We start from the raw sequence: 25,976 nt of genomic DNA, 5'->3' as shown, positions 1-25,976 counted from the left end.
AACGGGATACCCCACACCGCCCACTGCCACCAACCGGACAACGGATGCCATCTAGACGTTTACCGGACAGCGGATCATCGGGAGCGGCACTAGGCTGCGGCGGGTGAGCGACGATCACACCCCTCGCACCCCCGATCCGACGGACGCCCGCCCCGATGCCGTACCGGCCGAGGAGCGGGTCGCCCACCGGCCGCGCTCCACCGACCCGCTGGAGCTGGGCTTCACCCCGCGCAAGCCGGTGCCGTGGCTGGCCCCGTTCCTGCTGATCAGCACGGGCCTCCGGACGCTGCTGGCGATGCTGTTCGGGGCGTACCTGGACAAGCGTGAGTTGCAGAACGCGTTCGACGACGGCATCTTCCGCCAGGTTGGGCCGGATGGCGGGCTCTGGCTCGACTATGTGGCCGACCTGGGCGACGGCTTCAACGCCACCTACTCGGTGGCGTACCTGCTGGCACAACCGGAACTGGCCGTGGACGGGCATCGGCTGCCCCGGGCGCAGACCCTGGTGATGGGTGGCGACCAGGTGTACCCATCGGCGGCCTACGCGGAGTACGAGAACCGGTGCAAAGGCCCCTACCAGGCGGCACTGCCGGGCACTCCGTCGGAGCGGCCGACGCTCTTCGCGGTGCCCGGCAACCACGACTGGTACGACGGGTTGACCGCGTTCCTGCGGTTGTTCGTCCGGTCCCGGGACCGGAACTTCGGCGGTTGGGGCACCGGGCAGTCGCGGTCGTACTTCGCGGTGGAGTTGCCGGCCGGCTGGTGGCTGCTCGGCGTGGACGACCAGTCCGGCTCGTACCTGGACGACCCGCAGCTTACGTACTTCGACGAGGTGGCCCGGCGGCTCGGCCCGGAGTCGAAGGTGATCATCGCGGCGCCGGCGCCGACCTGGGTCAAAGCCGCCGACCATCCGACGGCGTACGACTCGATCGACTACTTCATCCGGACGATCATCGACCCGACCGGGGCGAAGGTCCGGTTGCTGCTCTCCGGCGACCTGCACCACTACGCCCGCTACACGGGTACGGATCGGCAGCTGATCACCTGCGGCGGCGGCGGGGCGTACCTGTACCCCACCCACAAGTTGCCGGAGCGCATCGAGGTGCCGCCGCGCGACACGTTGGCGCGAAAGGCCAGCCGCGCCCGCCCGTACGACCTGGTGGCCCGCTATCCGGACGCGGCCCGCTCCCGCCGCTACGGCTGGGGCATCTTTGCCCGGCTGCCGTTCCGCAATCCGGGCTTCACCACCCTGCTCGGCACCCTGCACACGTTGCTGATGCTGGCCATGGCCGGCGCTGCCGCGAACTGGGCCGACGCCACCGGGCAGCGGCTGTTCAGCGTTCCGCTGGTGGCGATGGTGCTGGTCACTCTGGCGGCGGCGGTCCTGTTCGCCCAGCCACCCAACGCGAGCGGCAAGCGGCACGTACGACACTGGATCCTCGGCGTCAGCCACGGCGTGGCGCACGTGGCGCTGGCCGCGGCCGGCACCTGGGCCTGGCTGGCGCTGCCGTTCTACGACTGGCCGTGGCCTCTGCCGGCGGTCGCCGCGGTGGTGCTGTACGGCCCGGTGATCGGCCTGCTGTCCAGCCAACTGGTGGCGGCGTACCTGCTGGTGGCGGGGTCGTTCGGGGTGAACGTCAACGAGCTGTTCGCCGGGCAGGGCATCGAGGACTCCAAGTCGTTCCTCCGGCTGCGCATCGACCCGGACGGCACGCTGACCATCTACCCGATCGGGGTGGACCGGGTTTCCCGCGACTGGCAGGTAAACCCCGACCAGTCCCCCACGGCCAGCTGGCTGACCCCAAAAACCCCCCTGACCCCCCGCCTGGCCGAACCCCCCATCACCCTCGTCGATCAAGAAGTTATTGCTACGACCCGCCGAGGCGACGGGCAATAACTTCATGATCAACCCCGCGTGGGGGGCGGGGCGGCCCGGGGGGGGGTTAGGGGGTGTAGTGCTCGTCGTGGGCTTGGCGGGGGGCGCAGACGGAGGCGCGGGAGCAGGAGCAGCGGGAGCCGTCGGCGTCCAGGCGCACGGTCACCGAGTCCTTCGGGACGCTGTGTCCTACCACTCGGCCATCACCCTCGGGCGTCGTCACCCGACTGCCGATTGCCGGCGCAGACTCGGCAAATCGGGCGTACAGCGGGTGCTCGTATTTCAGGCAGCACATCAACCGGCCGCACGCGCCCGAGATGCGCAGCGGGTTCAGCGGCAGATCCTGGTCCTTGGCCATCCGGATGGTCACCGGCTCGAAGTCGTTGAGGAAGGTGGCGCAGCACAGGTCCCGGCCACACGAGCCGATGCCGCCCTGCACCCGCGCCGAGTCCCGGGCGGAGAGCTGCCGCAGCTCGACCCGGCAGTGCAGGGTGGCGCCCAGGTCGCGGACCAGCGATCGGAAGTCCACCCGGTGCGGGGCGGTGAAGTAGACGGTGCTGCGTTCCCCGCCGCCGTCGGCGGAGGTGAGCACGTGGTCGACGGCCACCACCTTCATCGGCAGGCCGTGCGCCCGGATCAGCCGCTTCGCCGCCACCTTGGCCTCGGCCTTACGCCGACGCAGCGCCTCGTCCCGGCTCAGGTCGTCGTCACCGGCCAGCCCCACCAGCCGGGGGAAGCCGTCGGTCTCCTCGGTCACCCACTGCGCGGCCCAGACGCACTCGGCCACCTCGGGCCCGTCGTCGGTCGGCACCAGCACCTTGTCGCCGACCTGCGGGCGCAACTCGCCCGGGTCGAGGTAGTAGAGGCGCCCGTACCGGTTGAAGCTGACCGCGCAGAGCATGCCCATCCCCCCACCCTACGACGGACCACGGCGGTGCCGCGCTCCGGCCGTCGCCGAACGACTACGCCGTGCTTCCATCCATGGCCGTCGACCTGCGGGGGTGCAGGGAAAAGACCAGGCGTCGCCGGCTCGCGCCGGGCGCCCGTGGTCTGTCCGGGGTAACGGCGACCGACTACCAGCCGACCCGGGTGGGCTCGTCGTAGCGAGGGCGGCCGTCCACCGCCGGCCGCCAGGTGGACTCGGCCAGGCTCGGCGCCCACTGGCGCAGCAACGTCTCGACACCGTCGTACGCGACGCAGAGCACCGCCAGCACCCGCGCGGCGATCTCGGCCGCGTCGGCCACGCCCGGCCCGACCGGCTCGAACCGATGCGGTGGACCAGCCGCGGTGGCGGCCACCACGGCGACCGCCTCGGCCGAGCGCAGCACATCGGCCAACGTGCGGGCCAGGGCGAGGCGGCTGCCCTCCACCCAGTCGGCGAGCGCGTCGGCGTATCCGGCGGTGGACTCCAGTCGCCCGACCAGGCTCTCCGGGCCTTCGTCGAGGTGGCGCAGCAGCGCCGCGCGTTCCTGCCCGTACGCCGAGGCGGCCGGGCCGGACCAGAGCACCGGGTCGGTGAGCGCGGCGCTGACGTCGTCGTACCCCCGGACCAGCCGGCGCACCGCGTGCCCGGCGCCGGTGAGCGGTGCCGGGTGGAGGTCGAGGAAGCCGCGGACGGCGTCGCCCGGCAGCACCTGCATCCGGCGCAGCAGCGGCCAGACCCGGTGCCCCTCAGGAACACCGGCGGCGAGCAACGCGTCCACTCGGCGCAGCAGGTCGAGGCCGGGGTCGGCGAGCCGGTCCAGCGGGTCCATCACCGCTCCCCGGTGATGCGGCGTCGGGCGGCCCGGTCGACGTCGCCGTAACGGTCGGCGGCCTCGCGGACCGCCGAGGCGGCGGCGGCCAGCCGGTGGGCCGCAGCCCGCGCCTCGCGAGCCCGGTCGTCGGTGGCGGCGGCCCACTGCCGGTGCAGCGCACGGCCGATCTCGCCGGGTCGGCCGGGGGCGTCCACGCCGAAGGCCGCCTGGGCCGGGTCGCTGGCGGTGACCCGGTGGGACAGCGCGGTCAGCGTGGCGCTCGCCTCGTCCAGGCGGGCGGAGAGAGCGCGCAGCGCCTCCATCTCAGGCCCCCGCGAGCGGTCGGTAGGCGGCGAAGGTCTCGTTGTGCAGCTTCTCGCGGGCCCACTCGGCGGCGTCGGCCGCCGCGGTGACCGCGGCCTGCACGGAGCCGGCCACGTCCCGTGGGCTGCGGGCGTGCAGTGGCCCGAGGAACCGGACGTCGGTGATCCGACCGCCGGCGGTGACCACCACCTCGACCAGCCCGTCCGGCGAGCGGACGGTGACCTCGACGGTCGACACCGCCTGGTCGAACTCGGCCTGGAGCGATTCGATGCGGCGGTAGCGCCGCACCGCCTCCTCGATCCAGGCTTCGTCGATCTCCCGCGGCATCGGCGACTCCTCCCGGGTGGTCCTCACTGAGCGTGCTGCGACCGTCACCACGGCACACCGGACCGTACCGCACAGCAATCGCGCGTGTCGATGCCCTGTGGATGACGATCCACCGAGGCGGGACCACGGCCGGAGGGCTGCGGTTTCAGCCCTTCCAGAGGGCGAGCATCATGGCCTCGACCGCGATCCGTGGCTTGACGTTCGCCTCGATCGCCGCCCGGCAGGCGAGCACAGCCTCCAGCCGGCGCAGCGACCCCTCGGCGTCCCACTTCTGGGCCCCGGCGCCGGCCAGCGCGGCGGTGTCGGTGTGCACGGGGTCGACCGGCGCGCGCAGCGCCATGGTGAGCGCGTCCCGGTAGAAGCCGGCCAGGTCGACCAACGCCCGGTCCAGCGCGTCCCGCTGGGCCCGGGTGGCTCGCGACTTCTGCCGCTTCTCCAACTCCTTGAGCTGCCCGGCTGCGCCGCGCATCGCCCCGGCAGCGCCCCGGCCGGTGCCGCCCGCGCCGAGCGCCCGCTCCAACGCGCTGCGTTCGGTCGTGTCGGCCTCGGACACCGACGCCTCGGCCTCCGCCTCGGCCGCCTCGATCAACGCGGACGCCGCGTCGAACGCCGCGCCGACGCCGGTCAGCCGACGCGGTACGGCGAGCACCGCCTCACGACGCTTGCGGGCCTCCGGATCGCGGGCCAGCCGGCGGGCCCGACCCACATGACCCTGCGCGGCTGCCGCCGCCCACTGCGCCACGTCGGGCGCGATGCCGTCCCGACGGACCAGAACCTCGGCCACCGCCGTGGCCGGCGGCTGCCGCAGGGGTACGACCCGGCAGCGCGACCGGATGGTCACCGAGATGTCGTCCGGGTGGGTGGACGGGGCGCAGAGCAGGAAGACCGTACGCGGCGGAGGCTCCTCGATCGCCTTGAGCAGCGCGTTGCCGGCGGCCTCGGTGAGCCGGTCGGCGTCCTCGATGACCACCACCTGCCAGCGCCCGCCGGACGGGGTGCTGGCCGCGCGGAGCACCAGCGCACGCATCTCGCCGACGCCGATGGAGAGCCCTTCCGGCACCACCAGCCGGACGTCGGCGTGGGTGCCGCCCAGCGTGGTGCGGCAGCCGGGGCAGTCGCCGCAGCCGGTGCCGTGCACGCACTGCAGGGCGGCGGCGAAGGCCCGCGCGGCGACGGAGCGGCCGGAACCGGGCGGCCCGGTGAAGATCCAGGCGTGCGTCATCCCGGCGGACGGATCCACCCCGCCGGGCGCGGCATCGTCGGCCGCGAGCGCGGACTCGGCATCGCCGACCGGGCCGGCGGCGAGCAGCGCGGGTGCCCGGTCGGCCGCGCCGGCACGCAGCACGGCGGCGGCAGCGGCGGCTGCCCGGCGCAGCTCGGTCACCGCCTCGTCCTGGCCGACGAGGTCGGCGAAGACGTCCGGCATCAGGTCTTGTGCTCCATCGTCACCAGCTCCGCGTCGGATAACTCAGGCTGCACCGAGGTGTCCGGACCCTGCGCCGGGCGGGGGTGCACGATGCCGCCCGGCTTGCCGAGCAGCTCCTCCACACGCCGGACCACCAGCCCGGTGATCTCGTCGGCCGGCCGGGACGCGTCGAGCACCAGATAGCGCTTCGGGTCGGCGGCGGCGAGGTCGAGGAAGGCGTACCGGACCCGCTCGTGGAAGGCGACCGACTCGGCCTCCAGCCGGTCGGTGCCCGCGTTGCGGGAGACGACCCGGGACAGGCCGGTACGCGGCTCGACGTCCAGCAGCACCACCAGGTCGGGCTTGAGCCCACCGGTGGCCCAGGAGGAGAGCCAGGAGACCTCGTCGACCGGGAGCGTCCGCCCCGCACCCTGGTATGCCAGGGACGAGTCGACGTACCGGTCACTGATCACCACGCCGCCCCGGACCAGCGCGGGCCGGACCACGGCGGCCACGTGGTGCGCCCGGTCGGCGGCGTACAGGAGTGCCTCGGCACGCGGGGAGGGCGCGTCGTCGCCGGACGTGTCGAGCACCAGCGACCGGATCCGCTGGCCGACCGCGGTCGCCCCCGGCTCACGGGTGACCACGACGTCGTGCCCCTGGCCGCGCAGCCGCTCGGCGAGCGCGGCGAGCTGGGTGGACTTGCCGGCACCCTCGCCGCCTTCGAACACCACGAACAGCCCGGCGGAGACGAACGGCTCGGCGGGCATCAGCGGGCGGCCACGGATCGAGCCCCAGAGGTCGGCCAGGACGGGGACGCCCTTCTTGTCGTCCATCTGGCCGAACGCGCTGATTCCGGCGAAGATGCCGGCGGCACCGGCGGCGAGCAGCAGCAGTCGGGTCGACGAGATGGAGATGCCCAGGTCGGCGATCTCCAGCTTGCGCGAGCCGCCGACACCGGCGAGCAGGCTGCTCAGCGCGATGGCCAGGATCAGCACCAGTCGGGTGCCGATCTGCACCACGGCGAAGACCCGGCCGCGCACCTCGTCCTTGATCTCGCCGCCGAGCAGGGTGGTGCCGGCCAGGAAGGCCATGCCGGCGCCGGCGCCGACCAGCACCGCGCCGACGATCGCCATGGACAGGTGGATGGCGAAGGCGAGGGTCATCACGGCGGCGCTGGCCAGCACGATGCTCATGCCGAACCAGCGGCGCCGGGACATCTCCTTGACGATCATCGGGCCGAGGCCGATGCCGAGCGCCAGGCCGACGAAGATCGCACCGAAGAGCAGCGAGAACGCGGCGTCGCCGGCACCGAGCGAACTGGCGAAGAACTTCGCCGTACCGATGACGATGCCGCCGCCGGCGAACGCGCCGAGGATGCCGAGGACCAGCCCGCGCACCAGCGGGGTCTGGCCGATGAACTGCCAGCCCTCCTTGAACTGGCGCAGCATGCTCTGCTCGTGGCGGTCGCCCTCTGCGGTCTGCCCCTGGCTGATCTCCTTGATGCCGAACGCGACGACCAGGGCGGTGGCCAGCCGGGACAGGGAGTTGAACCAGAGCGCCAACTGCGCCGGCTCGGCCCAGTCCGGGAAGTTGCCGCCGGTCACGCCCCGGACGCTGCGGTCCAGGCCAGCGCTGATCGCCGCGGCGAGCACCGGGGTCAGGCCGTAGGTGGTGATCAGCGTGAGCTGGTTGGCCGCTTCCAACCGGGCGCGCGGGATCAGGTTGGGGACCGCGGCCTCCTTGGCCGGAATCCAGATCAGCGTGATCGACTCGATCAGGAAGGTGGCGATGGTCGCCCACAGGACCACCATCCCGCCGCTGGCACCGGCCAGCGCCACCATCGGGATCGAGGCGAAGAGCACGAACCGGAGCAGGTCGCAGATGACCATCGTCCAACGACGGTCGAACCGGTCGGCGAGCACGCCGGCCACCGGGCCGAGCACCAGGGCGGGGAGCAGTCGGATGGCGATCACGCCACCGAAGACCGCACCCTGCGCGGTGCTGCCCTGCACCTGGGAGGCGGCGAAGACGGAGGTGGCCAGCAGGCCGAGCCAGTCACCGAAGGAGGCCGCGCCGAGCACGATCCAGAGCCGCCGGAAAGGCCGGATACGCAGCACCGAGCGGATCGCGGCGTAACCGGACAGATCGACCTGACCACCGCTGGGCTGGTTGGCGGCGTTGCTCGACTGATCGCCCGAGCGCGACACGCCGCGCGACTCGCCGCTGTTCTGGCTTTCGATGGCCGTACCTCCACGTGCCGGCCCATCGCTGGGCTCCTCCGGTGGAACACTCTAGACCCGGTGGGGGCCGCCCCACCGGCGACATTCTCCTGCTCGCTGAGCCTAGGCCGCCGGAGGCACCGACCGCAGCCCGGACGTACGCGAGGGTATTTCGCATTCACCGTCGGACAGTTAGCGTGCACACGTGGCCATCGAGAGCGACAAACTCCGCGAGCGCCTGGAACGGGCGACCGAGCACCTCGACCCGCCCTACGCCGTGGTGGATCTCACCGCATTCGACGCGAATTCGGCCGCACTGGCCGACCGCGCCGCCGGCAAACCACTCCGACTGGCCAGCAAGTCGGTCCGCAGTCGGGAGCTGATCGGCCGAGCCCTCGGCCGACCCGGCTGGCGCGGCGTGATGGCTTTCACCCTGCCCGAGGCGATCTGGCTGGTGCGCGCCGGGGTGAGCGACGACGTGCTCGTCGCCTACCCGAGCGTGGATCGGGCGGCGCTCGCCGAACTGGCGGCCGACCCGACACTCGCCGCCGCGATCACTCTCATGATCGACAGCACCGGGCAGCTCGACCTCGTCGACGCCGTCCGCGCCCCCGGGCAGCGCGCCGAGCTGCGGCTCTGCCTTGACCTGGACGCCTCCTGGCGACCGCTGCGCGGGCGGGTCCACGTCGGTGTCCGCCGCTCACCGGTGCACAGCGCCCGGGCGGCCGGCGCGCTCGCCGCCGCCGTGGCCGGTCGCGCCGGCTTCCGGCTGGTCGGATTGATGTCGTACGAGGCGCAGATCGCCGGCCTGGGCGACGCGCCGCCGGGGCAGACGCTGCTGGCCGGAGCGATCAGGCTGGCCCAACGCGGGTCGTACCGCGAGTTGCTGGCCCGCCGGGGCGCGGCGGTGGCTGCGGTACGCGAGCACGCCGACCTGGAGTTCGTCAACGGCGGCGGCACCGGCAGCGTGGCCGCGACCAGCGCCGATCCCGCGGTCACCGAGGTCACCGCGGGATCGGGCCTGTACGGGCCGACGCTGTTCGACGCGTACCGCGCCTGGCGGCCCACCCCGGCGGCGTTCTTCGCCTGCGCGGTGGTCCGCCGACCGACGCCGGAGCTGGCGACCGTGCTCGGCGGCGGTTGGATCGCCTCCGGGCCGGCCGCCGACAGCCGACTCCCCCAACCGTGGTTGCCGGCCGGCCTGAAGCTGGTCGGCACCGAAGGTGCCGGTGAGGTGCAGACCCCGCTGTCCGGCGCGGCGGCGACCACCCTGCGCGTGGGCGACCGGGTGTGGTTCCGGCACGCCAAGGCGGGTGAGCTGTGCGAGCGGGTCAACGAGCTGCACCTGGTCGAGGCGGATGCGGTCGTGGCGACCGTGCCCACCTACCGGGGCGAGGGCCACGCCTTCCTCTGACGCGCCAGGGCCGGGCCGCGAACGTGGCGGTCGGGCCGGCACCCGCGGCCCGACGCGAAGCCGGCCCCGGGCTGGCCCCGCAGTGCCGCTCAGGCACCGGACCGGGCAGGCCCGGGGCGCGGGGCCACGGGTCGGCTCAGGCGGGTTGGGCCGCCTCGGTCTGCTCGGGGAGGGAACGGTCACTCTCGGAGCCGTCGACCTGGCGGTGCAGGTACTCCCGGATCAGCGCCTTCGCCTCGAGCAGCACCCGCTCGTCGCCGTCGGACTTCCGCCGGAACGCGAGCTTGATCAGCGCGTCGGCCGCCTCCACCGCGATCTCCAGGACGAAACGCAGCTTCGGCACGTCGGTCAGACCGAAGCGCTCGGTGAGCACCCGAGCCAACTGGTCGGCGATCACGCCGTTGTTGTCGCGCTGCTCATCGAGCAGGTGCAGGTCGACCACGTCGCCGAAGTGCAGAGTACGGAACCCGGGGACGGTGCGGTGCATCGTGATGTACTCGTCGATCCCCGCGTCGACGCCGTCCCACCAGTGGGTCATCTCGTCGGAGGCGAAGCGCTCGTCGAGCCGCTGCAGGTAGGACTCCATCGTGCGCAGGGTCAACGCCTGCACGATCGCCCGCTTGTCCGGAAAGAACTGGTAGACCGACCCGATCGCCACTTCGGCGCGCTCGGCGAGCAGGGTCGTGGTCAGCCCCTCGTACCCCACCTCGTCGACGAGCTCGGCGCAGGCATCCAACATGCGCTGGACTCGCGCGACACTTCGACCCTGCACCGGTACGCGGCGCAGCGGCCCGGTCGTGGCGGCTGGTGTGGACACTCGGCGCCACCCCCCTTCGACGGATGAACATATCTTCACGTCACGATGCCGTGACTATCGGTACAACGATCGGACCGCAATTGCGGTATTTACCAGGTACAACGTTCCTGATATGAAGTCACTTCATATTCATGATGAGGAGCGCGCATGGCCGGCACCGCACCGCTCACCGCCCGCTGGTCCAACTGGGCCGGCAACCAGCGTGGCAGCGCCACCGCGATCCTGCGCCCCGGCTCGCCGAGCGACGTCGCCGAAGCCGTCCGGGCCACCGCCGCCGCCGGAGGCCGGATCCGCGTCGCCGGCAGCGGCCACTCGTTCACCGCCATCGCCCTGGCCGACGATCGGCGGATGGAGCTGTCCGAGCTGGACACCATTGTCAGCGTCGACGTCGAGCGGCGACTGGTCACCGTGCCGGCGGGAATGACCCTGCGAACGCTCAACGGGCTGCTCGCCCGGCACCGCCTCGCACTGCCCAACCTCGGCGACATCGACGCGCAGACGGTGGCCGGGGCGATCTCCACGGGCACCCACGGCACCGGCGCCGCCTACGGCTGCCTCTCCACCTTCGTCGAGGCGCTCACCCTGGTCACCGGCACCGGCGAGGTGCTGCACTGCTCCGCCGACGAACACCCCGACGTCTTCGCCGCCGCCCGGGTGTCACTCGGCGCGCTCGGCGTCCTGGTCGACGTGACGCTGCGCTGCGTGGACGCCTTCATCCTGTGCGCCCACGAACGCCCGGCCGAACTCGCCGACGTGCTCGGCGAACTGCCGGCACTCGTCGGCAGGCACGACCACGTCGAGTTCTACTGGTTCCCCTACACCACACGCGTCCAGGTCAAGGCCAACGACCGGGTACCCGCCAACGACCAACCCCTGCCCCGGTGGCGCGGCTGGCTGGACGACGACTTCCTGTCCAACACCGTCTTCGCCGGCGCCTGCCGCGTCGGCCGGGCCGTGCCCGCCCTGGCACCGGGCATCAGCGCCGTCTCCGCCCGCGCGCTCACCGAACGGCGGTACACCGGCCGCTCCGACCGGGTGTTCTGCACACCGCGCCGGGTCCGCTTCGTGGAGATGGAGTACGGCCTGCCCCGCGAGGCGCTCCCCGAGGCGCTGACCGCGCTCCGGCGCATCGTCGACGGGCTGCCGTTCAAGGTGCTCTTCCCGGTGGAGGTGCGGTTCACCGCCGCCGACGACATCTGGCTGTCGCACGGCTACGGCCGGGACTCCGCGTACATCGCCGTGCACCAGTACGTCGGTATGCCGTACGAGCCCTACTTCCAGGCCTTCGAGAAGATCGCCGCCGAGCTGGGCGGCCGCCCACACTGGGGCAAGCTGCACTACCGCGACGCCGACTCGCTGAGCACGGCCTATCCGCGCTTCGCCGACTTCCTGGCCCAACGCGACCGGCTGGACCCCAACCGCGTCTTCGCCAACCCCCACCTGACCCACATCCTCGGCGCCTGACGGCTAGAGCGCGCCCGGGGGGCTTGACCCGCCCGGCGAGGGTTGGGCGCGCCTGCGAGGGCTTGATCGACTCCGTTTCGCCGATGTGGCGGTGTCCCTGGGAACGGATGCCCCCATATCGGCGAAACTGAGTGGATCAAAACTGCCCACGGCTTACTCGGTGGTCGTTGCGGCCTTGCGGGGAGCAGCCTTCTTGGCCGGTGCCTTCTTGGCCGCTGTGGTGGCCTTGGCCGTTGTGGTCTTCTTCGCGGCGGTGGACTTGCTGGCGGCGGCCGTCTTCTTGGTGGCCGTGGCCTTCTTCGCCGGAGCCTTCTTAGCCGGAGCCTTCTTCGCCGCCGCCTTCTTCGGCGCCGGACCCTTGGCCCGCTTCTCGGCGAGCATCTCCGAGGCTTCCTCGATGCTCAACGCCTCCGGGGTCTGCCCGCGGCGCAGCGACGCGTTGAACTCCCCGTCGGTGACGTACGGGCCGAACCGGCCGTCCTTGATCACCAGCGGCTTCTCGGTCAGCGGGTCGACGCCCATCTCCCGCAGCGGCGGCGCGGCGGCCCGCCGTCCACGGGTCTTCGGAGCCGCCAGCAGGGCCAGCGCCTCGTCCAGGCTGACCGTGAACATCTGCTCTTCGGACTCCAGCGAGCGGAACTCCTCGCCCTGCTTCACGTACGGGCCGTAGCGGCCATTGTTGGCGAACACCTCGACGCCGTCCGGCGCGACGCCCACCAACCGGGGCAGGCTGAGCAGCTTCAGCGCCTGCTCCAGGGTGAGCGAGTCGGGCGTCTGCGAGCGCAGCAGCGACGACTTCCGCTCACCGCTGGACACGTACGGGCCGAAGCGGCCGGCCTTGAGCACGATCGGCTCGCCGGTGGCCGGGTCGTCGCCGAGCTTGCGCTCGCCGCTGCCGCCGAGGAACAGCTCGTGCACCTTCTCGGGGGTCAGCTCGTCCGGGGCCAGGCCCTCGGGGATCGGCGCCCGGTCACCCTGGGCGCCGCCCTCCTCGCCGTCACCCGAGGCGGCCGGCGCCGGCTGCGCGCCGTCGGGCAGCTCCCGCTGGAGATACGGCCCGTACCGGCCGACCCGCACGACGACCTCGCGGCCATCGTCGTCGGTGAAGAGCGGGATGGAGTTGACGCTGCGGGCGTCGATGTCGCTGAGGTTCTCGGTGACCAGCTTCTTGAGGCCGCCGGAACGGGCGATGTCCTGGTCACCGGCACCGTTGGAGCTGCCGAAGTAGAACGCGGTGAGGAAGTCGACCGCAGCGTGGTCACCGCCGGCGATCTCGTCCAGCTCGTTCTCCATGCTGGCCGTGAAGTCGTAGTCGATCAGGCGGGGGTAGTGCTGCTCCATCAGCCCGATCACCGCGAACGCCAGGAACGTCGGGATCATCGCCTGGCCGCGCTTGGTGACGTACCCCCGGTCCTGGATCGTCTGCATGATCGACGCGTAGGTGGACGGGCGGCCGATGCCCAGCTCCTCCAGTGCCTTGACCAGCGACGCTTCCGTGTAGCGCGACGGCGGCTGGGTGTGGTGACCCTGCGCCGCCAGCTCGTCGGCGGTCAGCGGCTGGTCCTTGACCAGGGTCGGCAGCCGACGCTCGGCGTCCTCGGCCTCGGCGTTCTCGTCGTCGCTGGACTCGACGTACGCGCGCAGGAAGCCCGGGTCGGTGATGGTCTTGCCGGTCGCGCCGAAGTCGGCCTCCTCCTGGGAGGTGGAGACCGCGCGGATACGCACCGAGACGCTGGAGCCGACCGCGTCGGTCATCTGCGAGGCGATGGTGCGGCGCCAGATCAGCTCGTAGAGCTTGAACTCCTCGGCGGAGAGCTCCTTGGCCACCTCGCCCGGGGTGCGGAAGTTGTCCCCCGCCGGGCGGATCGCCTCGTGCGCCTCCTGGGCGTTCTTCACCTTGCCGGTGTAGCGGCGCGGCTCCGGCGGCACGCTGCGCTCGCCGTACAGCTCGACGATCTGCCGGCGGGCCGCCGAGATGGCGGTCTCCGACAGGTTCACCGAGTCGGTACGCATATAGGTGATGTAGCCGTTCTCGTAGAGCCGCTGCGCGGTACGCATCGTCTGCTGCGAGGACAGGCGCAGCTTGCGGGCCGCCTCCTGCTGGAGCGTGGAGGTGATGAACGGCGCGTACGGGCGGCGGCGGTAGGGCTTCTCCTCGACGCGGGTGACGGTGAACGGCCGCCCCTCCAACCGGGCCGCGAGCCCGCGGGCACCGCCCTCGTCCAGGTGCACCACGCCGGCGCCGGGCTTCACCTTGCCGGTGGTCGCCTCGAAGTCCTTGCCGGTGGCGATCCGGTCGCCGTTCAGCGCGATCAGGGTGGCGTTGAACGCCCGCGGCCCCTCGCCAGCGTTCGCCACGGCGAGAGTCGCCAGGATGTCCCAGTATTCGGCGGTGCGGAACGCCATCCGCTGCCGCTCCCGCTCGACCACGATCCGGGTCGCCACGGACTGCACGCGGCCGGCCGAGAGCTTCGGCATGACCTTCTTCCACAGCACCGGGGAGACCTCGTAGCCGTAGAGCCGGTCGAGGATCCGCCGCGCCTCCTGGGCGTCGACCAGATCGCGGTCGATCTCCCGGGGGTTCGCCACCGCCGCCTGGATCGCCGGCTTGGTGATCTCGTGGAAGACCATCCGCTTGACCGGCACCTTGGGCTTGAGCGTCTCAACCAGGTGCCAGGCGATCGCCTCGCCCTCGCGGTCCTCATCCGTCGCCAGGAAGATCTCGTCGACTTCCTTCGACAGCTTCACCAGCTTGCTGATCTGCTGGCGGCGGTCGGCGGAGACGACGTAGAGGGCCTGGAAGCCGTTGTCGACGTCCACCCCGAGGCGAGCCCACGGCTCACCCTTGTACTTGGCCGGCACGTCGGCGGCGTTGCGCGGCAGGTCGCGGACGTGACCGAAGCTGGCCTCCACGACGTACCCCGGGCCGAGGTAGCCCGAGATCGTCTTGGCCTTCGCCGGTGACTCGACGATGACCAGACGGGTGGTTCCAGCGTTGCTCGGCACGTCTCTGTCGACCTCACTCCTGCTCGTGGCCTGCCGGCGCTCGAAAAGCGACAGCTCTCGACCCCGCCGTGGCACCGGCGGTCCGGATGTCCAACGTAACGCGCCGTCCGCGTTTCAGGTTTCGCGGGCGGCAAACCGCTGCGGCGCGGCGCTCAGCACTGCCGGACGGCGCCACCGTACACCGTGGGTAGGGCTCAAAGCGGGTCACTGTGACGATGGCGGACCCTCGACCGAGGCCCGAACCACCCGTTCTCCTCGGCGGAGACCCGCCGCCTGTCCGGCACCGGACACCTCTAAATTGCGGCCCAACCACGTCGATCATGGACTAGTGGTGGGCGTTTTCACACCGGAAGAGCACTACGTCCCCCACCACAACTCCATGATCGACTCGGTGAGGGTGGGGTTAGGGGTTTGGGGGCCAGGTGTTGGGGGGTGTTGAGGGTGGTGGGCGGCCTATCAGTTCGGCTAGCCGGGTCAGGCGGCGGCGGCCGGTGATCCGGTACGCCGGGCCGCCCTCGTCCGGGCCGAGCAGCGGGCCGGACAGGCCGGCGGCGGCGAGCGCGGCACCGATCGCGTCCCAGGAGTCCTGGTCGCCGTCGCCGAGCCGCAGCAGGTAGCCGCCGGGCGGCTCCGGCGTCCCGGCCGCGGCGACCCAGAGCCGCAGCCGCCGGCCGGTGAGGTGGAACACCGCCGGCGCGCGTTTGACCGTGCCGTGCAGCCAGGCGACCGCGAGCGGCTTCAACATCCGGGTGTACGACGTACGGACGGTGTGTCGCTCGTCCTCGGTCGGCTCCCAGCTCGCGGCGAGGCCCCGCAGCGCCAGTTCGGCGACGAGCACGTGCACCCGCCAGGCGGCGTCCACCCGCACCGAGAGGCGCGCGGTGCCGCCCATCCGGACGACCTCACCCGGCCCCGCGAGCAACCCGGCCAGGTCGGCGACCGTCGGTTCGGCGGCCTCCGCGCCGAAGAAGACCAGTTGCCGCCCCGCGTCATCCGCGTTGGACGACCCGGGGAGGGCTGGCCCGGGACGGTTCGGGCCGCCGCGCCGCCGTCCCATGGCGGACGTCGGCGGGTCGGGCTCGGGTGCGGGAAACAGGGCCGGCGGTGGCTGCGCCGCCCCGGTGTCGTCGAGCCCGCTCAGCGACACTCCGGCACCTCGTCGAAGGCCTGTTTCAGCTCCTCGGAGTTGAGCTGACTGGTGTCCAGCGCGCTGGCGTCGTACTCCTTGTTGAGCGTCGCCACGGCGGCCCGCACGCCGTCGTAGAAGACAGTGGGCTCGCCGGTGCCCAGCCCGTCGATGGTGTCCCGCGCGCGGCCGTAGGCGTCGCGCATCTTCCCCAGGGAGGTACGGAAGCCGACGGAGATGGCCTCGCCGTTCTCGGTCTCCGGGATGCCGGCCTGCTCCACCTTGCGCCGCGCGGTCTCGCTCGCCTGCTCCGCTCCGCCGAAGAGCCGCACCAGGTTCTCCTTGGCCTGCGCCGGGGTGGTCTGCGCGGTCATCTGCTCGTCGGTGCTGCTGGTCAACTTGCTGATCTCGGAGCGCCACGGGGTGAGCGCGCCGCAGACCGAGGCCGCCCAGGCCCGTGGGCTGGGTCCACCGCCACAGCCGGTGAGGACGACGACGAACGTGGCCAGGACCACCGTGAGCTTTCCGGCGGCAGACGCCCGGCACGTACGCATGCGTTGCAGCGTACGACGTTTGGGCAGGTGTGGCACTGGTCAGATGGATCGGACCGGACACTGACGGTCCCCGATCGGCCTGTCGCGCCGACCGGGGACCGGGTGTCGGTTCAGGTCAGGCGTTGACCGTCTCCGGGCGGTGGTCGGTGCTGCCCGCGCCGGTGTTGCCACCGGTGTCGGAGTCGTCCATCGCGATGCCCTTGCGCTTGCTGAACACGACGGACGCCACGATGATCGCCGTCGCGACCAGCGCGATGGTCACCCGCAGCCCGACATTGCGATCGTCACCGACGCTCCACGCCACCACGGCGGGGGCGATCAGCAGCGAGACCAGGTTCATCACCTTGATCAGCGGGTTGATCGCCGGGCCGGCGGTGTCCTTGAACGGGTCACCGACGGTGTCGCCGATGACCGTGGCGGCGTGCGCCTCGGATCCCTTGCCGCCGTACGCGCCGTCCTCGACCATCTTCTTGGCGTTGTCCCAGGCGCCACCGGAGTTGGCCAGGAAGACGGCCATCAGGGTGCCGGCCCCGATCGCTCCGGCCAGGTACGCGGCCAGCGCGCCCGGCCCGAGGCCGAAGCCGACCGCGATCGGCGCGAGGATGGCGAGCAGGCCGGGGGTCACCAGCTCGCGCTGCGCGTCCCGGGTGCAGATGTCGACGACCTTGCCGTACTCCGGGCGCTGGGTGCGGTCCATGATGCCGGGCAGCTCACGGAACTGCCGGCGGACCTCCATCACCACGGCGCCGGCCGAGCGGGACACCGCGTTGATGGCCAGCCCGGAGAAGAGGAACACGACCGCCGCACCGATGATCAGGCCGACCAGGTTACGCGGGTTCGCCACGTTCAGCGAGTTGAGGATCTCGCCGCCGACGTCGCCCACACCGGCGTCCGCGTACGCGGTGCGCAGCGAGTCGGTGTACGAGCCGAACAGCGCGGTCGCCGCGAGCACCGCGGTGGCGATCGCGATGCCCTTGGTGATCGCCTTGGTGGTGTTGCCGACCGCGTCCAGCTCGGTGAGCGTCCGTGCGCCGTGCTCGTCGATGTCGCCGGACATCTCGGCGATGCCCTGGGCGTTGTCGGAGATCGGCCCGAAGGTGTCCATCGCCACGATCACGCCGACGGTGGTGAGCAGGCCGGTGCCCGCCAGCGCCACCGCGAACAGCGACAGCGTGATGGAGCTGCCGCCGAGCAGGAACGCGCCGAAGACACCAGCGCCGATGAGCAGCGCCGAGTAGACCGCCGACTCCAGGCCGACGCTGATGCCGGCCAGGATGACGGTGGCCGCACCGGTCTGTGAGCTCTTGCCGATGTCCTGCACCGGACGGCGGTTGGTCTCGGTGAAGTAGCCGGTCAGCGCCTGGATCGCGCCGGCCAGCACGATGCCGATCACGACCGCGCCGATGGCCACGAGCCGCGGGTTGCCGGTCGCGTCGGTCAGCCCGCTGCTGAACTCGCCGAAGGTCGCCGGCAGGTACGCGTAGGCGGCGATCGCCACGAGCACGGCGGAGAGCACGGCCGAGATGTAGAAGGCCCGGTTGATCGCGGTCAGGGCGTTGCGGTCGGACGCGCGCAGCCGGGTGATGAAGACCCCGAAGATCGCGACCAGCACGCCGATGGTGGAGATGATCAGCGGGAAGACCAGGCCCTCCTCGCCGAACGCGGCGCGGCCGAGGATCAGCGCGGCGACAAGCGTCACCGCGTACGACTCGAAGAGGTCGGCGGCCATGCCGGCGCAGTCACCGACGTTGTCGCCCACGTTGTCGGCGATGGTGGCGGCGTTACGCGGGTCGTCCTCGGGGATGCCCTGCTCGACCTTGCCGACGAGGTCGGCGCCGACGTCGGCGGCCTTGGTGAAGATGCCACCGCCGACCCGCATGAACATCGCGAGCAGCGCGGCGCCGAAGCCGAAGCCCTCCAGCACGGTCGGCGCGTCACCCCGGTAGACCAGGACGACGAGCGCGGCGCCGAAGAGGCCGAGGCCGACGGTGAGGAAGCCGACCACGCCACCGGTCCGGAAGGCGATCTTCATGGCCGCCTCGCGGCCACCCTGTCGCTCCCGGGCGGCGGCGGCCACGCGCAGGTTCGCGCGGGTTGCCAGCCACATGCCGGCGCCACCGATGGACGCGCTGAACAGGGCGCCCACCACGAAGAAGAGCGAGCGGCCGAACTTCACCGCGAACTCACTGCCATTGGTGTCGTGCACCGGCAGCAGGAAGAGCAGAACCACGGCGATGACGACGAAGATCGCCAGGGTACGGAACTGACGGAGCAGGTAGGCCGAGGCGCCCTCCTGGACCGCCTCCGAGATCTCCTGCATGTTGGTGGTGCCCTTGCCGGCTGCCAGCACCGCCTTTGTCAGGGCGGCGGCGAAGACGAGCGCCACCAGCGCGATGACCGCGGCGATGACGACGTACGTGACATTGCTTCCGGTAAGGGAAAGCCCGCCGCCATCGGCGGCCAAGGTCTCGGACATCTGTGTCCTCCTGTTACCGAACACTCGCGCCGGTGGGTGGAGACGCACCGACCAGCGCCTGGATGCGGACTCGCAAGCGCGCCATCCCATCCCAGCGGACCAGCGATGACCACCCATAACCGCTGGCTGCGGGATGGGTCACTTGCTGACAACCCGGGTACTGTAGCCCTCCGCCGTGTCGGAGGTCACACGCAGGTGGCACCGTGTCTCGATGATCTTCGTCGCTGTGTTATGAAACGAAATCTGATATAGGGCCTGGTCCATGACAAGAGGCCGCACCCCCGGTGGGGATGCGGCCTACCAATCGGGATCTGTCAGCGGCTGACCGGCCACACCATCCGTACCTCGGTGCCGATGCCCTCGTCGACCGGGCGCACCTGCAGGTCCTCGACGAAGCCGGCGAGCAGCGCGAAGCCGACGCCCGTGGTCAACGCCTCATCGGTCAGCGACTCGTTGGCCAACTCGTCCGGCGGCAGCGCCGTCAACCCGATGCCGGCCTCGATCGGTGCCCGATCCACCACGCGCACCGCGTACGTGCCGCCGTCGGACATCTCCACCAGCACCGGATCGGCCAGGCCGTACTGCCGGTGCAGGGCAACCGCCCGGGTGCACGCCTCGCCGATGGCCAGGCGGACCTCGTCCAGCAGGTCCTCACGGACGCCGGCGCGCCGGGCGACGGCGACGCCGACCAGGCGGGCGGTACGCACGTGCACCGGCGCCGGAGAGAAGGAGAGGCGGACCGTCGCCATCACGCGCTGGCGCCGGTCGGGCCCGCGCCGACCGCTGCCTCGACCGTAGGGTGCAGCGGGAACACCTGGTCCAGTGCCGTGATCCGGAAGATCTTGAGCAGCGGCTCCTTGTCGCAGACCAGGGCGAACGAGCCGCCGGCCGTCCGCAGCCGCTTGTGCGCGCCCACCAACACGCCGAGCCCGGTGGAGTCGAGGAAGTCCACCCGACCGAGGTCCACCACCACGTGCCGGACACCACCGTCGATCAGCTCGAGGAGTCGTTCGCGGAGCCGGGGCGCGGTGTAGACGTCCACCTCACCGCCGACCTCAAGCACCGTGTGCTCGCCCACGGTGCGCGTCGCCAACGACAGCTCCATCGGTCCTCCTCGCCAGAGCCGTAAACTCTCCTGGGCATCTAACCACTACCGCCGGGGCACCCTGCGGTCACCGGCGGAGGCTTCCCCTTACCCCCGGGCCTGACTTTTCATCTCCGAACACCAGTGCGAGAGTGCAGGACGTGACTTCCGACGACTTCAGCTCGGCGCGTCCGTCGCCGGTCAGCGACCTGAAGCCGTCGCCCGCAGCCAGCGCGCCCGCAGGTCACGGCCCTGCATCAGCGCCGGTCGACCTGCTGCGCCGGCTGCGCGCCCGGGGTGCCGGCGACCCGGTCACCCACGTCGAGCGGGTGCCGGCCCGCGCCGGGGTGCCCGCGCCGTGGCCGCCGTGGGCGCCGACGGAGCTGCGCGCGGCGTTCGCCCGCCGCGGCGTGGTCGCGCCCTGGCGACACCAGGCCGAGGCGGCCACCCTGGCGTACGAGGGCGGGCACGTGGTGGTCGCCACCGGCACCGCGTCCGGCAAGTCGCTGGCGTACCAGCTTCCGGCGCTGGCCACCCTGCTCGCCGACCCCCGGGCCACAGTGCTCTACCTTGCGCCGACCAAAGCGCTCGCCGCCGACCAGCTGCGGGCCGTCGCCGAACTGGAGCTGGAGGGGGTACGCCCCGCCTGCTACGACGGGGACACTCCGCGCGCCGAGCGGGAGTGGATCCGCCGGCACTCCCGCTTCGTGCTCACCAACCCCGACATGCTGCACCACGGCATCCTGCCCGGGCACGCCCAGTGGTCCGGCTTCCTGCGCCGACTGGCGTACGTGGTGATTGACGAGTGCCACACCTACCGGGGGGTGTTCGGCTCGCACGTGGCGCACGTGCTGCGCAGGTTGCGCCGGCAGTGTGCGCGTTTCGGGGCCACACCGGTGTTCGTCCTCGCCTCGGCGACCTCCGGCGACCCGGCGACGGCCGCCGGCCGGCTGACCGGCCTGCCGGTGACGGCGGTCACCGAGGACGCGTCACCGCGCGGCGGGGTGACCTTCGCGCTCTGGGAGCCGCCGCTGCTCCCACCCGACTCGGGCTCCTCTTCCCCGGTGCCCCCGCAGGCGACGGGCGACCATGACGACCTCCACCAGGTCCGCCGGTCGGCGCTGCGGGAGACCGCGGACCTGCTCGCCGACACGGTCTCCGAGGGGGTACGCACGCTCGCGTTCGTCCGGTCCCGCAAGGGCGCCGAGGTGGTGGCGGCCAACGCGCGCCGGGCACTGGACGACGCGGTCCCAGGGCTCGGCGACCGGGTGGCCGCCTACCGGGGCGGCTACCTGCGCGAGGAGCGACGCGAGCTGGAGCGCGCACTGCTGCACGGCGACCTGCTCGGCCTGGCCTCCACCAACGCCCTGGAACTGGGCGTGGACCTGGTCGGGCTGGACGCGGTGCTGATTTGCGGCTACCCGGGCACCCGGGCGTCGCTGTGGCAGCAGGCGGGCCGCGCCGGGCGCTCCGGGCAGGAGGCCCTCGCGGTGCTGGTGGCCCGGGACGACCCGCTCGACACCTACCTCGTGCACCACCCGGAGGCGATCTTCGGTGCGCCGGTGGAGGCCACGGTGCTCGACCCGGCCAACCCGTACGTGCTGACCCCACAGCTGGCCTGCGCGGCGGCCGAGGCGCCGCTCACCCCGGCCGACCTGGCGCTCTTCGGCGACGGGGCGAAGGAGGCGGTCGACGAGCTGGTGGCGGCCGGGGCGCTGCGGCAGCGGCCCACCGGCTGGTACTGGCGGCACCGGGAACGCCCCGACGTGGACCTGCGCGGCGAGGGCGGCGCCCCGGTCTGCGTGGTGGAGTCGTCGACCGGCCGCCTGCTCGGCACGGTCGACGGCGGCTCCTCGCACTTCCTGCTCCACCCCGGCGCGGTCTACCTGCACCAGGGCGTCTCGTACGTGGTCGACGAACTCGACCTGGCCGACGGCTGCGCGCTGGTGCACGCCGAGGAGCCGGACTGGTCCACCCACGCCCGCGACGTCACCGACCTGTCCGTGGTGTCCGTGCGCTCCTACGTGGACGCAGGGCCGGTCGGGATGTTCCTCGGCGAGGTGGACGTGACCAGTCAGGTGGTGTCGTACCAGCGGCGCCGGATCGCCACCGGCGAGGTGATCGACACCCGGCCCCTGGACCTGCCCACCCGGGAGCTGCGCACGGTGGCGGTGTGGTTCACGCTGTCCCCGCAGTCGCTGACCTCCGCAGGGGTGCAGACCTCGGATGTGCCCGGTGCGTTGCACGCCGCCGAACACGCCGCGATCGGCCTGCTTCCGCTGATGGCCACCTGTGACCGGTGGGACATCGGTGGACTCTCCACCGCCCTGCACCCGGACACCGAGGCGCCGACGGTCTTCGTCTACGACGGGCACCCGGGTGGGGCGGGTTTCGCCGAGCGGGCGTACGGGACGGCCTCGGCGTGGCTGCGGGCGACCCGGGACGCGATCGCGGAGTGTGGCTGCGAGACCGGGTGCCCGTCCTGCGTGCAGTCGCCGAAGTGCGGTAACGGCAACAACCCGCTCTCCAAGCCGGACGCGATCCGGGTACTCGACGTGGTGCTGGCGAATCTGCCCACCTGAGCCGTCTTGCATGAATCCCCGTGGCCCTGGGCACAATAGCCTGGGAGCGCTTCCATCGATGTCTATTTCGTTGTTCGTCCCCCGCGCCTGAGGAGGAGCTGTGGCCGACACCATCGCCGAGACCGTCGACCTGCTCTACACCATCGACCAGGAACATCTCACCCTCGACCAGCAGATCGCGCTCGCGTCCGCGCTGGCCGCCCTGGCCCAGGCGGAACGACTGGAACAGATCAACGAACGGCTGCGCGGCATTCATCAGGTTCTCAACGGTTGGGCGCTGCGCGTCACCGTCGACGGCCGCTGAACTCCCAAGCGACGGGCCGGACGGGACGGGCCGACCAGGGGTGGGAGCGCCGGAGGCGGCGGGCCGGCGGCAGTTGCCGGCCTGTGCGAGACTCCGGCGCATCAGCCCCTCTGAGGAGAAACCCATGCAGCTCGACAACTTGCAGACCCTGCAGCAGTTCCACATCCGCCAGCGGCTGCGGATGATGGTCAACCAGTACGAGGTCCGGGCGGTCGCGCCGGACGGCACCGAGGGTGAGCTGCTGGCCTTCGCGCAGCAGAAGCGGCTCGCCTTCAAGGAGCAGGTGACGATCTACACCGACGACTCCAAGCAGCAGCCCCTGCTGGGCTTCAAGGCCCGCCAGCGCCTCGACCTCGGCGCCACGTACGACGTCACCGACGCGGCCGGCAACCCGATCGGCCTGTTCCGCAAGGACTTCGCCCAGTCGCTGCTCCGCTCCACCTGGCACGTCGAGCAGGCCGGCCTGCCGCAGGTGACGGGCCAGGAGCGCAGCATGCCGGTGGCGCTGCTGCGCCGGTTCGTCGACTCGCTGTCCTGGCTGCCGTACCACTTCGACTTCACCGCCAGCGGCCAGCCGGCCTTCTCGGTGATCAAGAAGTGGGGCCTGCGCGACAAGTACGTCGTCGAGGTGCAGAACCCGCAGATCGACCGCCGCCTCGTCATCGCGATGGCCGTCGCCCTCGACGCGCTCCAGTCCCGCTGACCTACCCACCCCGCTCAGCCACCCCGCTCAGGCACTCCCGCTCGACCACCCCCTGCTCGACCACCTCCCGCTCGACCACCTCCGTCGGCCGTCGGCCGGGGTCGGGGCCTCCGCCCCGATCCCGGCCGGCGGGCTGCCGCGCCAACTCGGCGACCGACGACTCCAGAGCCCGCGCCAGCGTCAACCGCGCACCGGGCCAGCCCGCGCGGTTGACGCTGCGACCCTGGTCAGCCCGGGAAGTGGCGTGAACACCACTTCGACGGTCACCAGCACGTCCAGCCCGTCAAGGCGACAGCCGACCAGTCGGCCACCGTTGCGGCCCGCGATGTCCCCGGCGGCGGCGCAGGCCACCGCGTCGCCGTCGAGCGCCCTGGCAGCCCCGGCGAGGGCACCGAGGTCGGCCGCCACCGCCGCCCGCTGAGCCGCCATTCCGGCCACGGCGACGGCAGCGCCGAATGTCCCCACCAGCACGAAGACCAGCCCCACCGCCAACAGCAGGACGGTCGCCCCGCCTCGCTCACCGCCCGCCGGTTCGATGCCCGGCCGCTCACCCCATGGCTGCTCGCACACCGAATCTCCTGCCCGGTCGTTCACCGGGTCTCCTGCCCGGCCCCGGGTTCGAGTGCGGCGACGGCGGTGGCGACCACGGTGATCCGCGGCAGCCGCCCGCCCAACGCGCGCACGGGTGCCCGTACCGTTGCCTGCGCCCGGTCCCCGACGATCGACACCGACACGTCCGCACCTGGCGGGGCGCCAGGGCCAAGATTCCCGGCCTCACCCCGCGCGGCGGCCAGCGCCGCCTCCCGAGCGGCGTGCAGGCAACCGGCCCGGATGCTGACGGCGTTGACCGTGGTCAGCCCGGCGAGCAGGAGCAGGAGCAGCGCCGGCAGGCCAGCCGCCAGTTCGGCGGTGAAGGATCCCCGATCCCCCTCGGCAGCCCGTCCGACAGCGCGCTGTCGTCGCCCGCCGCCGGCCACCCGCCCCCGAGTGCCGGACCGCGCATCGCGGCCAGCCTGCCGGCGCCCGATCACTTGAGCGCCCGGTCGATGACGGCGGTCAGCGCCGACTGGACGTTGCCGGAGGTCAGCACCTTCAACAGGATCCCGGCGAAGGCGACTGCGGCGAGCGTGCCGACGGCGTACTCGGCGGTGTTCATCCCGGCGTCGCCGCGCAGGCGGGCGATGAGCTTACGCATGGTTTTCCCTTCTCGATGGGTCAGAGCACGTCGCCGAGGACGGCGACGATCACCGGCACCAGGCCGGCGAGAATGAACGCGGGCAGGAAGCAGAGCCCCAGCGGCAGCACGATGAACACACCCGCCCGACGGGCCGACGCCTCGGCGGCGGTAGCCCGGTCGGCACGCAGGTCATCGGCGAGACGCGTCAGCGCACCGGCCAGGGCTGCGCCGCTGTTGGCCGAGCGGAACGCCGCCGCGGCCAGCCGCTCCGCACCGGGCACCCCGTCCAGGGCCGACCACGCCTCCGCCGGGCCACCGCCGAGCAGAAGGGTGCGGCCAACCCGGGCCAGTCGGTCGGCGAGCGGACCGTCCAGCGCCTCGGCCACGGCGAGCACCGAGCGGTCGACCGGGGCGCCCGCCCGCATCGCCGCTGCCAACAGGTCGGCGGCGAGCGGCAGGTCGACGGCCTCGCGGAGCCTCCGGTTGCGTGCCGCAGGGGATTCGATCCGCCGCAACAGCACGTCCAACAGGACCGCCGTCGGGATCGCGCCGAGCAGCCCGAGCCAACCTCCGACGACCACAGCCACGGCAAGCCCGGCAATCCCGGCGGCGAGCCGGATCGCGTCCGGTCGTCGTCGGCCGGCTGGTCCGGGTGGTCGGGAGGTTGCCGGCGGGTCGGCTCGGCGAGCCGGGCGGCCCAGCCGTAGCGGCGCGACGAGCAGCGCCGCCACCACCAGAGCGGCGGCCACGAGAGCCGTCCGGGACATCAGGCGGCCCGCCCCGGGGTGGCGCCCAGCCGCTCAGCCCAGAACAGGCCGATGACCTGCAGAGCCACGGCGAGGACCGCGCAGACCCCGCCGACCGTGCTGTGCAGGAGCACCGCCAGAGGGTCGACCCCGATCCCGTAGCCGAGCCCGATCCCTCCGACTGGCAGGGCCGCCAGCAACCAGGCCGTGGCCCGGGCACCGGCCGCCTGTGCCGCGGCGGCGGCCAGCCCTCGGTCGGTCGCCCGGGCATCCGCCTCGATTCGCTCGACCAACTCCGCAAGCGGCGCGCCGGTCCGGTCAGCCAGCCGCACCGCGGCCGAGGTCAGCTGGCGAAGCCGGTCCGACCCGCCCGGCCCGCTGACGGCGGCGATCTCGAGTGCCGGCGGGACGGGTAGGCCCGCCCGGAGGTCCGCCGCCAGACCGCAGAGCAGGTCCAACCCGCGCCGTCGAAGCCGCTCGGCGAGCCGGTTGGCCCGCCAGCGCAGCAGGGCGCGCACGGCCAGCGTGCCGTAGCCGGCCACCGCGACGGCGGCCACCGGCCCGGCGGCCACGGCACCGACACCGGCGCCCACCAGGCCCACCAGCAGCAACAGACGCGTTGGCGGCTGGTTG

Annotated in this window: 24 protein-coding genes and 1 pseudogene; 6 read left to right on the top strand and 19 right to left on the bottom strand. The window is 72.3% G+C overall.

The window, feature by feature from the left end:
* Positions 1-103: 103 nt before the first annotated feature.
* Positions 104-1,897: a metallophosphoesterase gene (locus ABZ808_RS11870; RefSeq protein WP_357004113.1), complete on the top strand. Its 1,794-nt coding sequence runs from the start codon at positions 104-106 to the stop codon at positions 1,895-1,897.
* A gap of 46 nt (positions 1,898-1,943) precedes the next feature.
* Here ABZ808_RS11870 and ricT read toward each other — a convergent pair whose 3' ends face one another.
* The 6 genes from ricT to tmk form a co-directional block, all read right to left on the bottom strand.
* A complete protein-coding gene (gene ricT / locus ABZ808_RS11865) occupies positions 1,944-2,783 on the bottom strand; it encodes a regulatory iron-sulfur-containing complex subunit RicT (RefSeq protein WP_357004110.1) in 840 nt (279 codons plus the stop codon).
* A 166-nt stretch (positions 2,784-2,949) separates the two neighbouring features.
* Entirely contained in the window at positions 2,950-3,630 is a 681-nt protein-coding gene (locus tag ABZ808_RS11860; RefSeq protein ID WP_357004107.1) for a hypothetical protein, read from the bottom strand.
* The gene (locus ABZ808_RS11855; protein ID WP_357004104.1) at positions 3,630-3,935 is read right to left on the bottom strand and encodes a hypothetical protein; all 306 of its coding nucleotides are present in this window, start codon (positions 3,933-3,935) and stop codon (positions 3,630-3,632) included. The genes ABZ808_RS11860 and ABZ808_RS11855 overlap by 1 nt, the downstream gene beginning before the upstream one ends.
* Before the next feature lies 1 nt (position 3,936).
* Entirely contained in the window at positions 3,937-4,263 is a 327-nt protein-coding gene (locus ABZ808_RS11850; RefSeq protein ID WP_357004101.1) for a YbaB/EbfC family nucleoid-associated protein, read from the bottom strand.
* A 145-nt stretch (positions 4,264-4,408) separates the two neighbouring features.
* The gene (locus ABZ808_RS11845; RefSeq protein WP_357004098.1) at positions 4,409-5,689 is read right to left on the bottom strand and encodes a DNA polymerase III subunit delta'; all 1,281 of its coding nucleotides are present in this window, start codon (positions 5,687-5,689) and stop codon (positions 4,409-4,411) included.
* A complete protein-coding gene (tmk, locus tag ABZ808_RS11840) occupies positions 5,689-7,788 on the bottom strand; it encodes a dTMP kinase (RefSeq protein WP_357004848.1) in 2,100 nt (699 codons plus the stop codon). Before tmk ends, ABZ808_RS11845 begins: the two co-directional genes overlap by 1 nt.
* 307 nt (positions 7,789-8,095) lie before the next feature.
* On the opposite strand from tmk, the gene ABZ808_RS11835 reads away from it, so the two are divergent.
* A complete protein-coding gene (locus ABZ808_RS11835; RefSeq protein WP_357004095.1) occupies positions 8,096-9,304 on the top strand; it encodes an amino acid deaminase/aldolase in 1,209 nt (402 codons plus the stop codon).
* A gap of 136 nt (positions 9,305-9,440) precedes the next feature.
* Here ABZ808_RS11835 and ABZ808_RS11830 read toward each other — a convergent pair whose 3' ends face one another.
* On the bottom strand, positions 9,441-10,043 hold the full coding sequence (locus tag ABZ808_RS11830; protein WP_357004845.1) for a TetR family transcriptional regulator: 603 nt from the start codon (positions 10,041-10,043) through the stop codon (positions 9,441-9,443).
* Between the two features lie 225 nt (positions 10,044-10,268).
* On the opposite strand from ABZ808_RS11830, the gene ABZ808_RS11825 reads away from it, so the two are divergent.
* Positions 10,269-11,585 (top strand): D-arabinono-1,4-lactone oxidase, encoded by a 1,317-nt coding sequence (locus tag ABZ808_RS11825; RefSeq protein WP_357004092.1) that lies wholly within the window; start codon positions 10,269-10,271, stop codon positions 11,583-11,585.
* Positions 11,586-11,738: 153 nt separating this feature from the next.
* Here ABZ808_RS11825 and topA read toward each other — a convergent pair whose 3' ends face one another.
* From topA to ABZ808_RS11795, 6 genes are all read right to left on the bottom strand, one after another.
* Positions 11,739-14,591 carry a type I DNA topoisomerase gene (gene topA / locus ABZ808_RS11820; RefSeq protein ID WP_357004089.1) on the bottom strand — a complete coding sequence of 951 codons (2,853 nt, stop codon included), beginning with the start codon at positions 14,589-14,591 and terminating at the stop codon, positions 11,739-11,741.
* A 403-nt stretch (positions 14,592-14,994) separates the two neighbouring features.
* The gene (locus ABZ808_RS11815) at positions 14,995-15,648 is read right to left on the bottom strand and encodes a hypothetical protein (RefSeq protein WP_357004841.1); all 654 of its coding nucleotides are present in this window, start codon (positions 15,646-15,648) and stop codon (positions 14,995-14,997) included.
* A gap of 80 nt (positions 15,649-15,728) precedes the next feature.
* Positions 15,729-16,271 (bottom strand): hypothetical protein, encoded by a 543-nt coding sequence (locus ABZ808_RS11810; RefSeq protein ID WP_357004086.1) that lies wholly within the window; start codon positions 16,269-16,271, stop codon positions 15,729-15,731.
* Between the two features lie 115 nt (positions 16,272-16,386).
* Positions 16,387-18,747 (bottom strand): sodium-translocating pyrophosphatase, encoded by a 2,361-nt coding sequence (locus ABZ808_RS11805; RefSeq protein ID WP_357004082.1) that lies wholly within the window; start codon positions 18,745-18,747, stop codon positions 16,387-16,389.
* Between the two features lie 314 nt (positions 18,748-19,061).
* On the bottom strand, positions 19,062-19,499 hold the full coding sequence (locus tag ABZ808_RS11800) for an ATP-binding protein (RefSeq protein WP_357004079.1): 438 nt from the start codon (positions 19,497-19,499) through the stop codon (positions 19,062-19,064).
* Positions 19,496-19,852, bottom strand: coding sequence for an STAS domain-containing protein (locus ABZ808_RS11795; protein ID WP_357004076.1), 357 nt, complete (start codon positions 19,850-19,852; stop codon positions 19,496-19,498). Before ABZ808_RS11795 ends, ABZ808_RS11800 begins: the two co-directional genes overlap by 4 nt.
* A 188-nt stretch (positions 19,853-20,040) precedes the next feature.
* Between ABZ808_RS11795 and ABZ808_RS11790 the strand changes: the two genes are divergently transcribed.
* From ABZ808_RS11790 to ABZ808_RS11780, 3 genes are all read left to right on the top strand, one after another.
* The gene (locus tag ABZ808_RS11790; protein ID WP_357004839.1) at positions 20,041-22,413 is read left to right on the top strand and encodes a DEAD/DEAH box helicase; all 2,373 of its coding nucleotides are present in this window, start codon (positions 20,041-20,043) and stop codon (positions 22,411-22,413) included.
* Between the two features lie 100 nt (positions 22,414-22,513).
* The gene (locus ABZ808_RS11785) at positions 22,514-22,717 is read left to right on the top strand and encodes a hypothetical protein (protein WP_357004073.1); all 204 of its coding nucleotides are present in this window, start codon (positions 22,514-22,516) and stop codon (positions 22,715-22,717) included.
* Positions 22,718-22,841: 124 nt separating this feature from the next.
* Positions 22,842-23,420 carry a hypothetical protein gene (locus ABZ808_RS11780; RefSeq protein WP_357004070.1) on the top strand — a complete coding sequence of 193 codons (579 nt, stop codon included), beginning with the start codon at positions 22,842-22,844 and terminating at the stop codon, positions 23,418-23,420.
* 1 nt (position 23,421) lies between these two features.
* Here the strand turns inward: ABZ808_RS11780 and ABZ808_RS11775 are convergent, their stop codons facing one another.
* The 6 genes and pseudogenes from ABZ808_RS11775 to ABZ808_RS11750 all read right to left on the bottom strand — a co-directional run.
* Complete coding sequence (locus ABZ808_RS11775) at positions 23,422-23,604, bottom strand: hypothetical protein (RefSeq protein ID WP_357004067.1); 183 nt, start codon at positions 23,602-23,604, stop codon at positions 23,422-23,424.
* Positions 23,601-23,990 (bottom strand): Rv3654c family TadE-like protein, encoded by a 390-nt coding sequence (locus ABZ808_RS11770; RefSeq protein WP_357004064.1) that lies wholly within the window; start codon positions 23,988-23,990, stop codon positions 23,601-23,603. The genes ABZ808_RS11775 and ABZ808_RS11770 overlap by 4 nt, the downstream gene beginning before the upstream one ends.
* A gap of 20 nt (positions 23,991-24,010) precedes the next feature.
* Positions 24,011-24,397: a TadE family type IV pilus minor pilin gene (locus ABZ808_RS11765; protein ID WP_357004061.1), complete on the bottom strand. Its 387-nt coding sequence runs from the start codon at positions 24,395-24,397 to the stop codon at positions 24,011-24,013.
* Positions 24,398-24,447: 50 nt separating this feature from the next.
* Positions 24,448-24,615: a DUF4244 domain-containing protein gene (locus ABZ808_RS11760; RefSeq protein WP_081883916.1), complete on the bottom strand. Its 168-nt coding sequence runs from the start codon at positions 24,613-24,615 to the stop codon at positions 24,448-24,450.
* A 20-nt stretch (positions 24,616-24,635) separates the two neighbouring features.
* Positions 24,636-25,364, bottom strand: coding sequence for a type II secretion system F family protein (locus ABZ808_RS11755; RefSeq protein WP_357004058.1), 729 nt, complete (start codon positions 25,362-25,364; stop codon positions 24,636-24,638).
* Positions 25,364-25,966: pseudogene (locus ABZ808_RS11750) on the bottom strand (hypothetical protein); the annotation flags it as partial. The gene ABZ808_RS11755 and the pseudogene ABZ808_RS11750, both read right to left, overlap by 1 nt.
* Positions 25,967-25,976: the final 10 nt, after the last annotated feature.

Origin of the sequence: Micromonospora sp. NPDC047527 (assembly GCF_040643015.1) — a bacterium.
Taxonomy (GTDB): Bacteria; Actinomycetota; Actinomycetes; order Mycobacteriales; family Micromonosporaceae; genus Micromonospora.
This window is presented reverse-complemented; position numbering and strand designations above follow the sequence as displayed.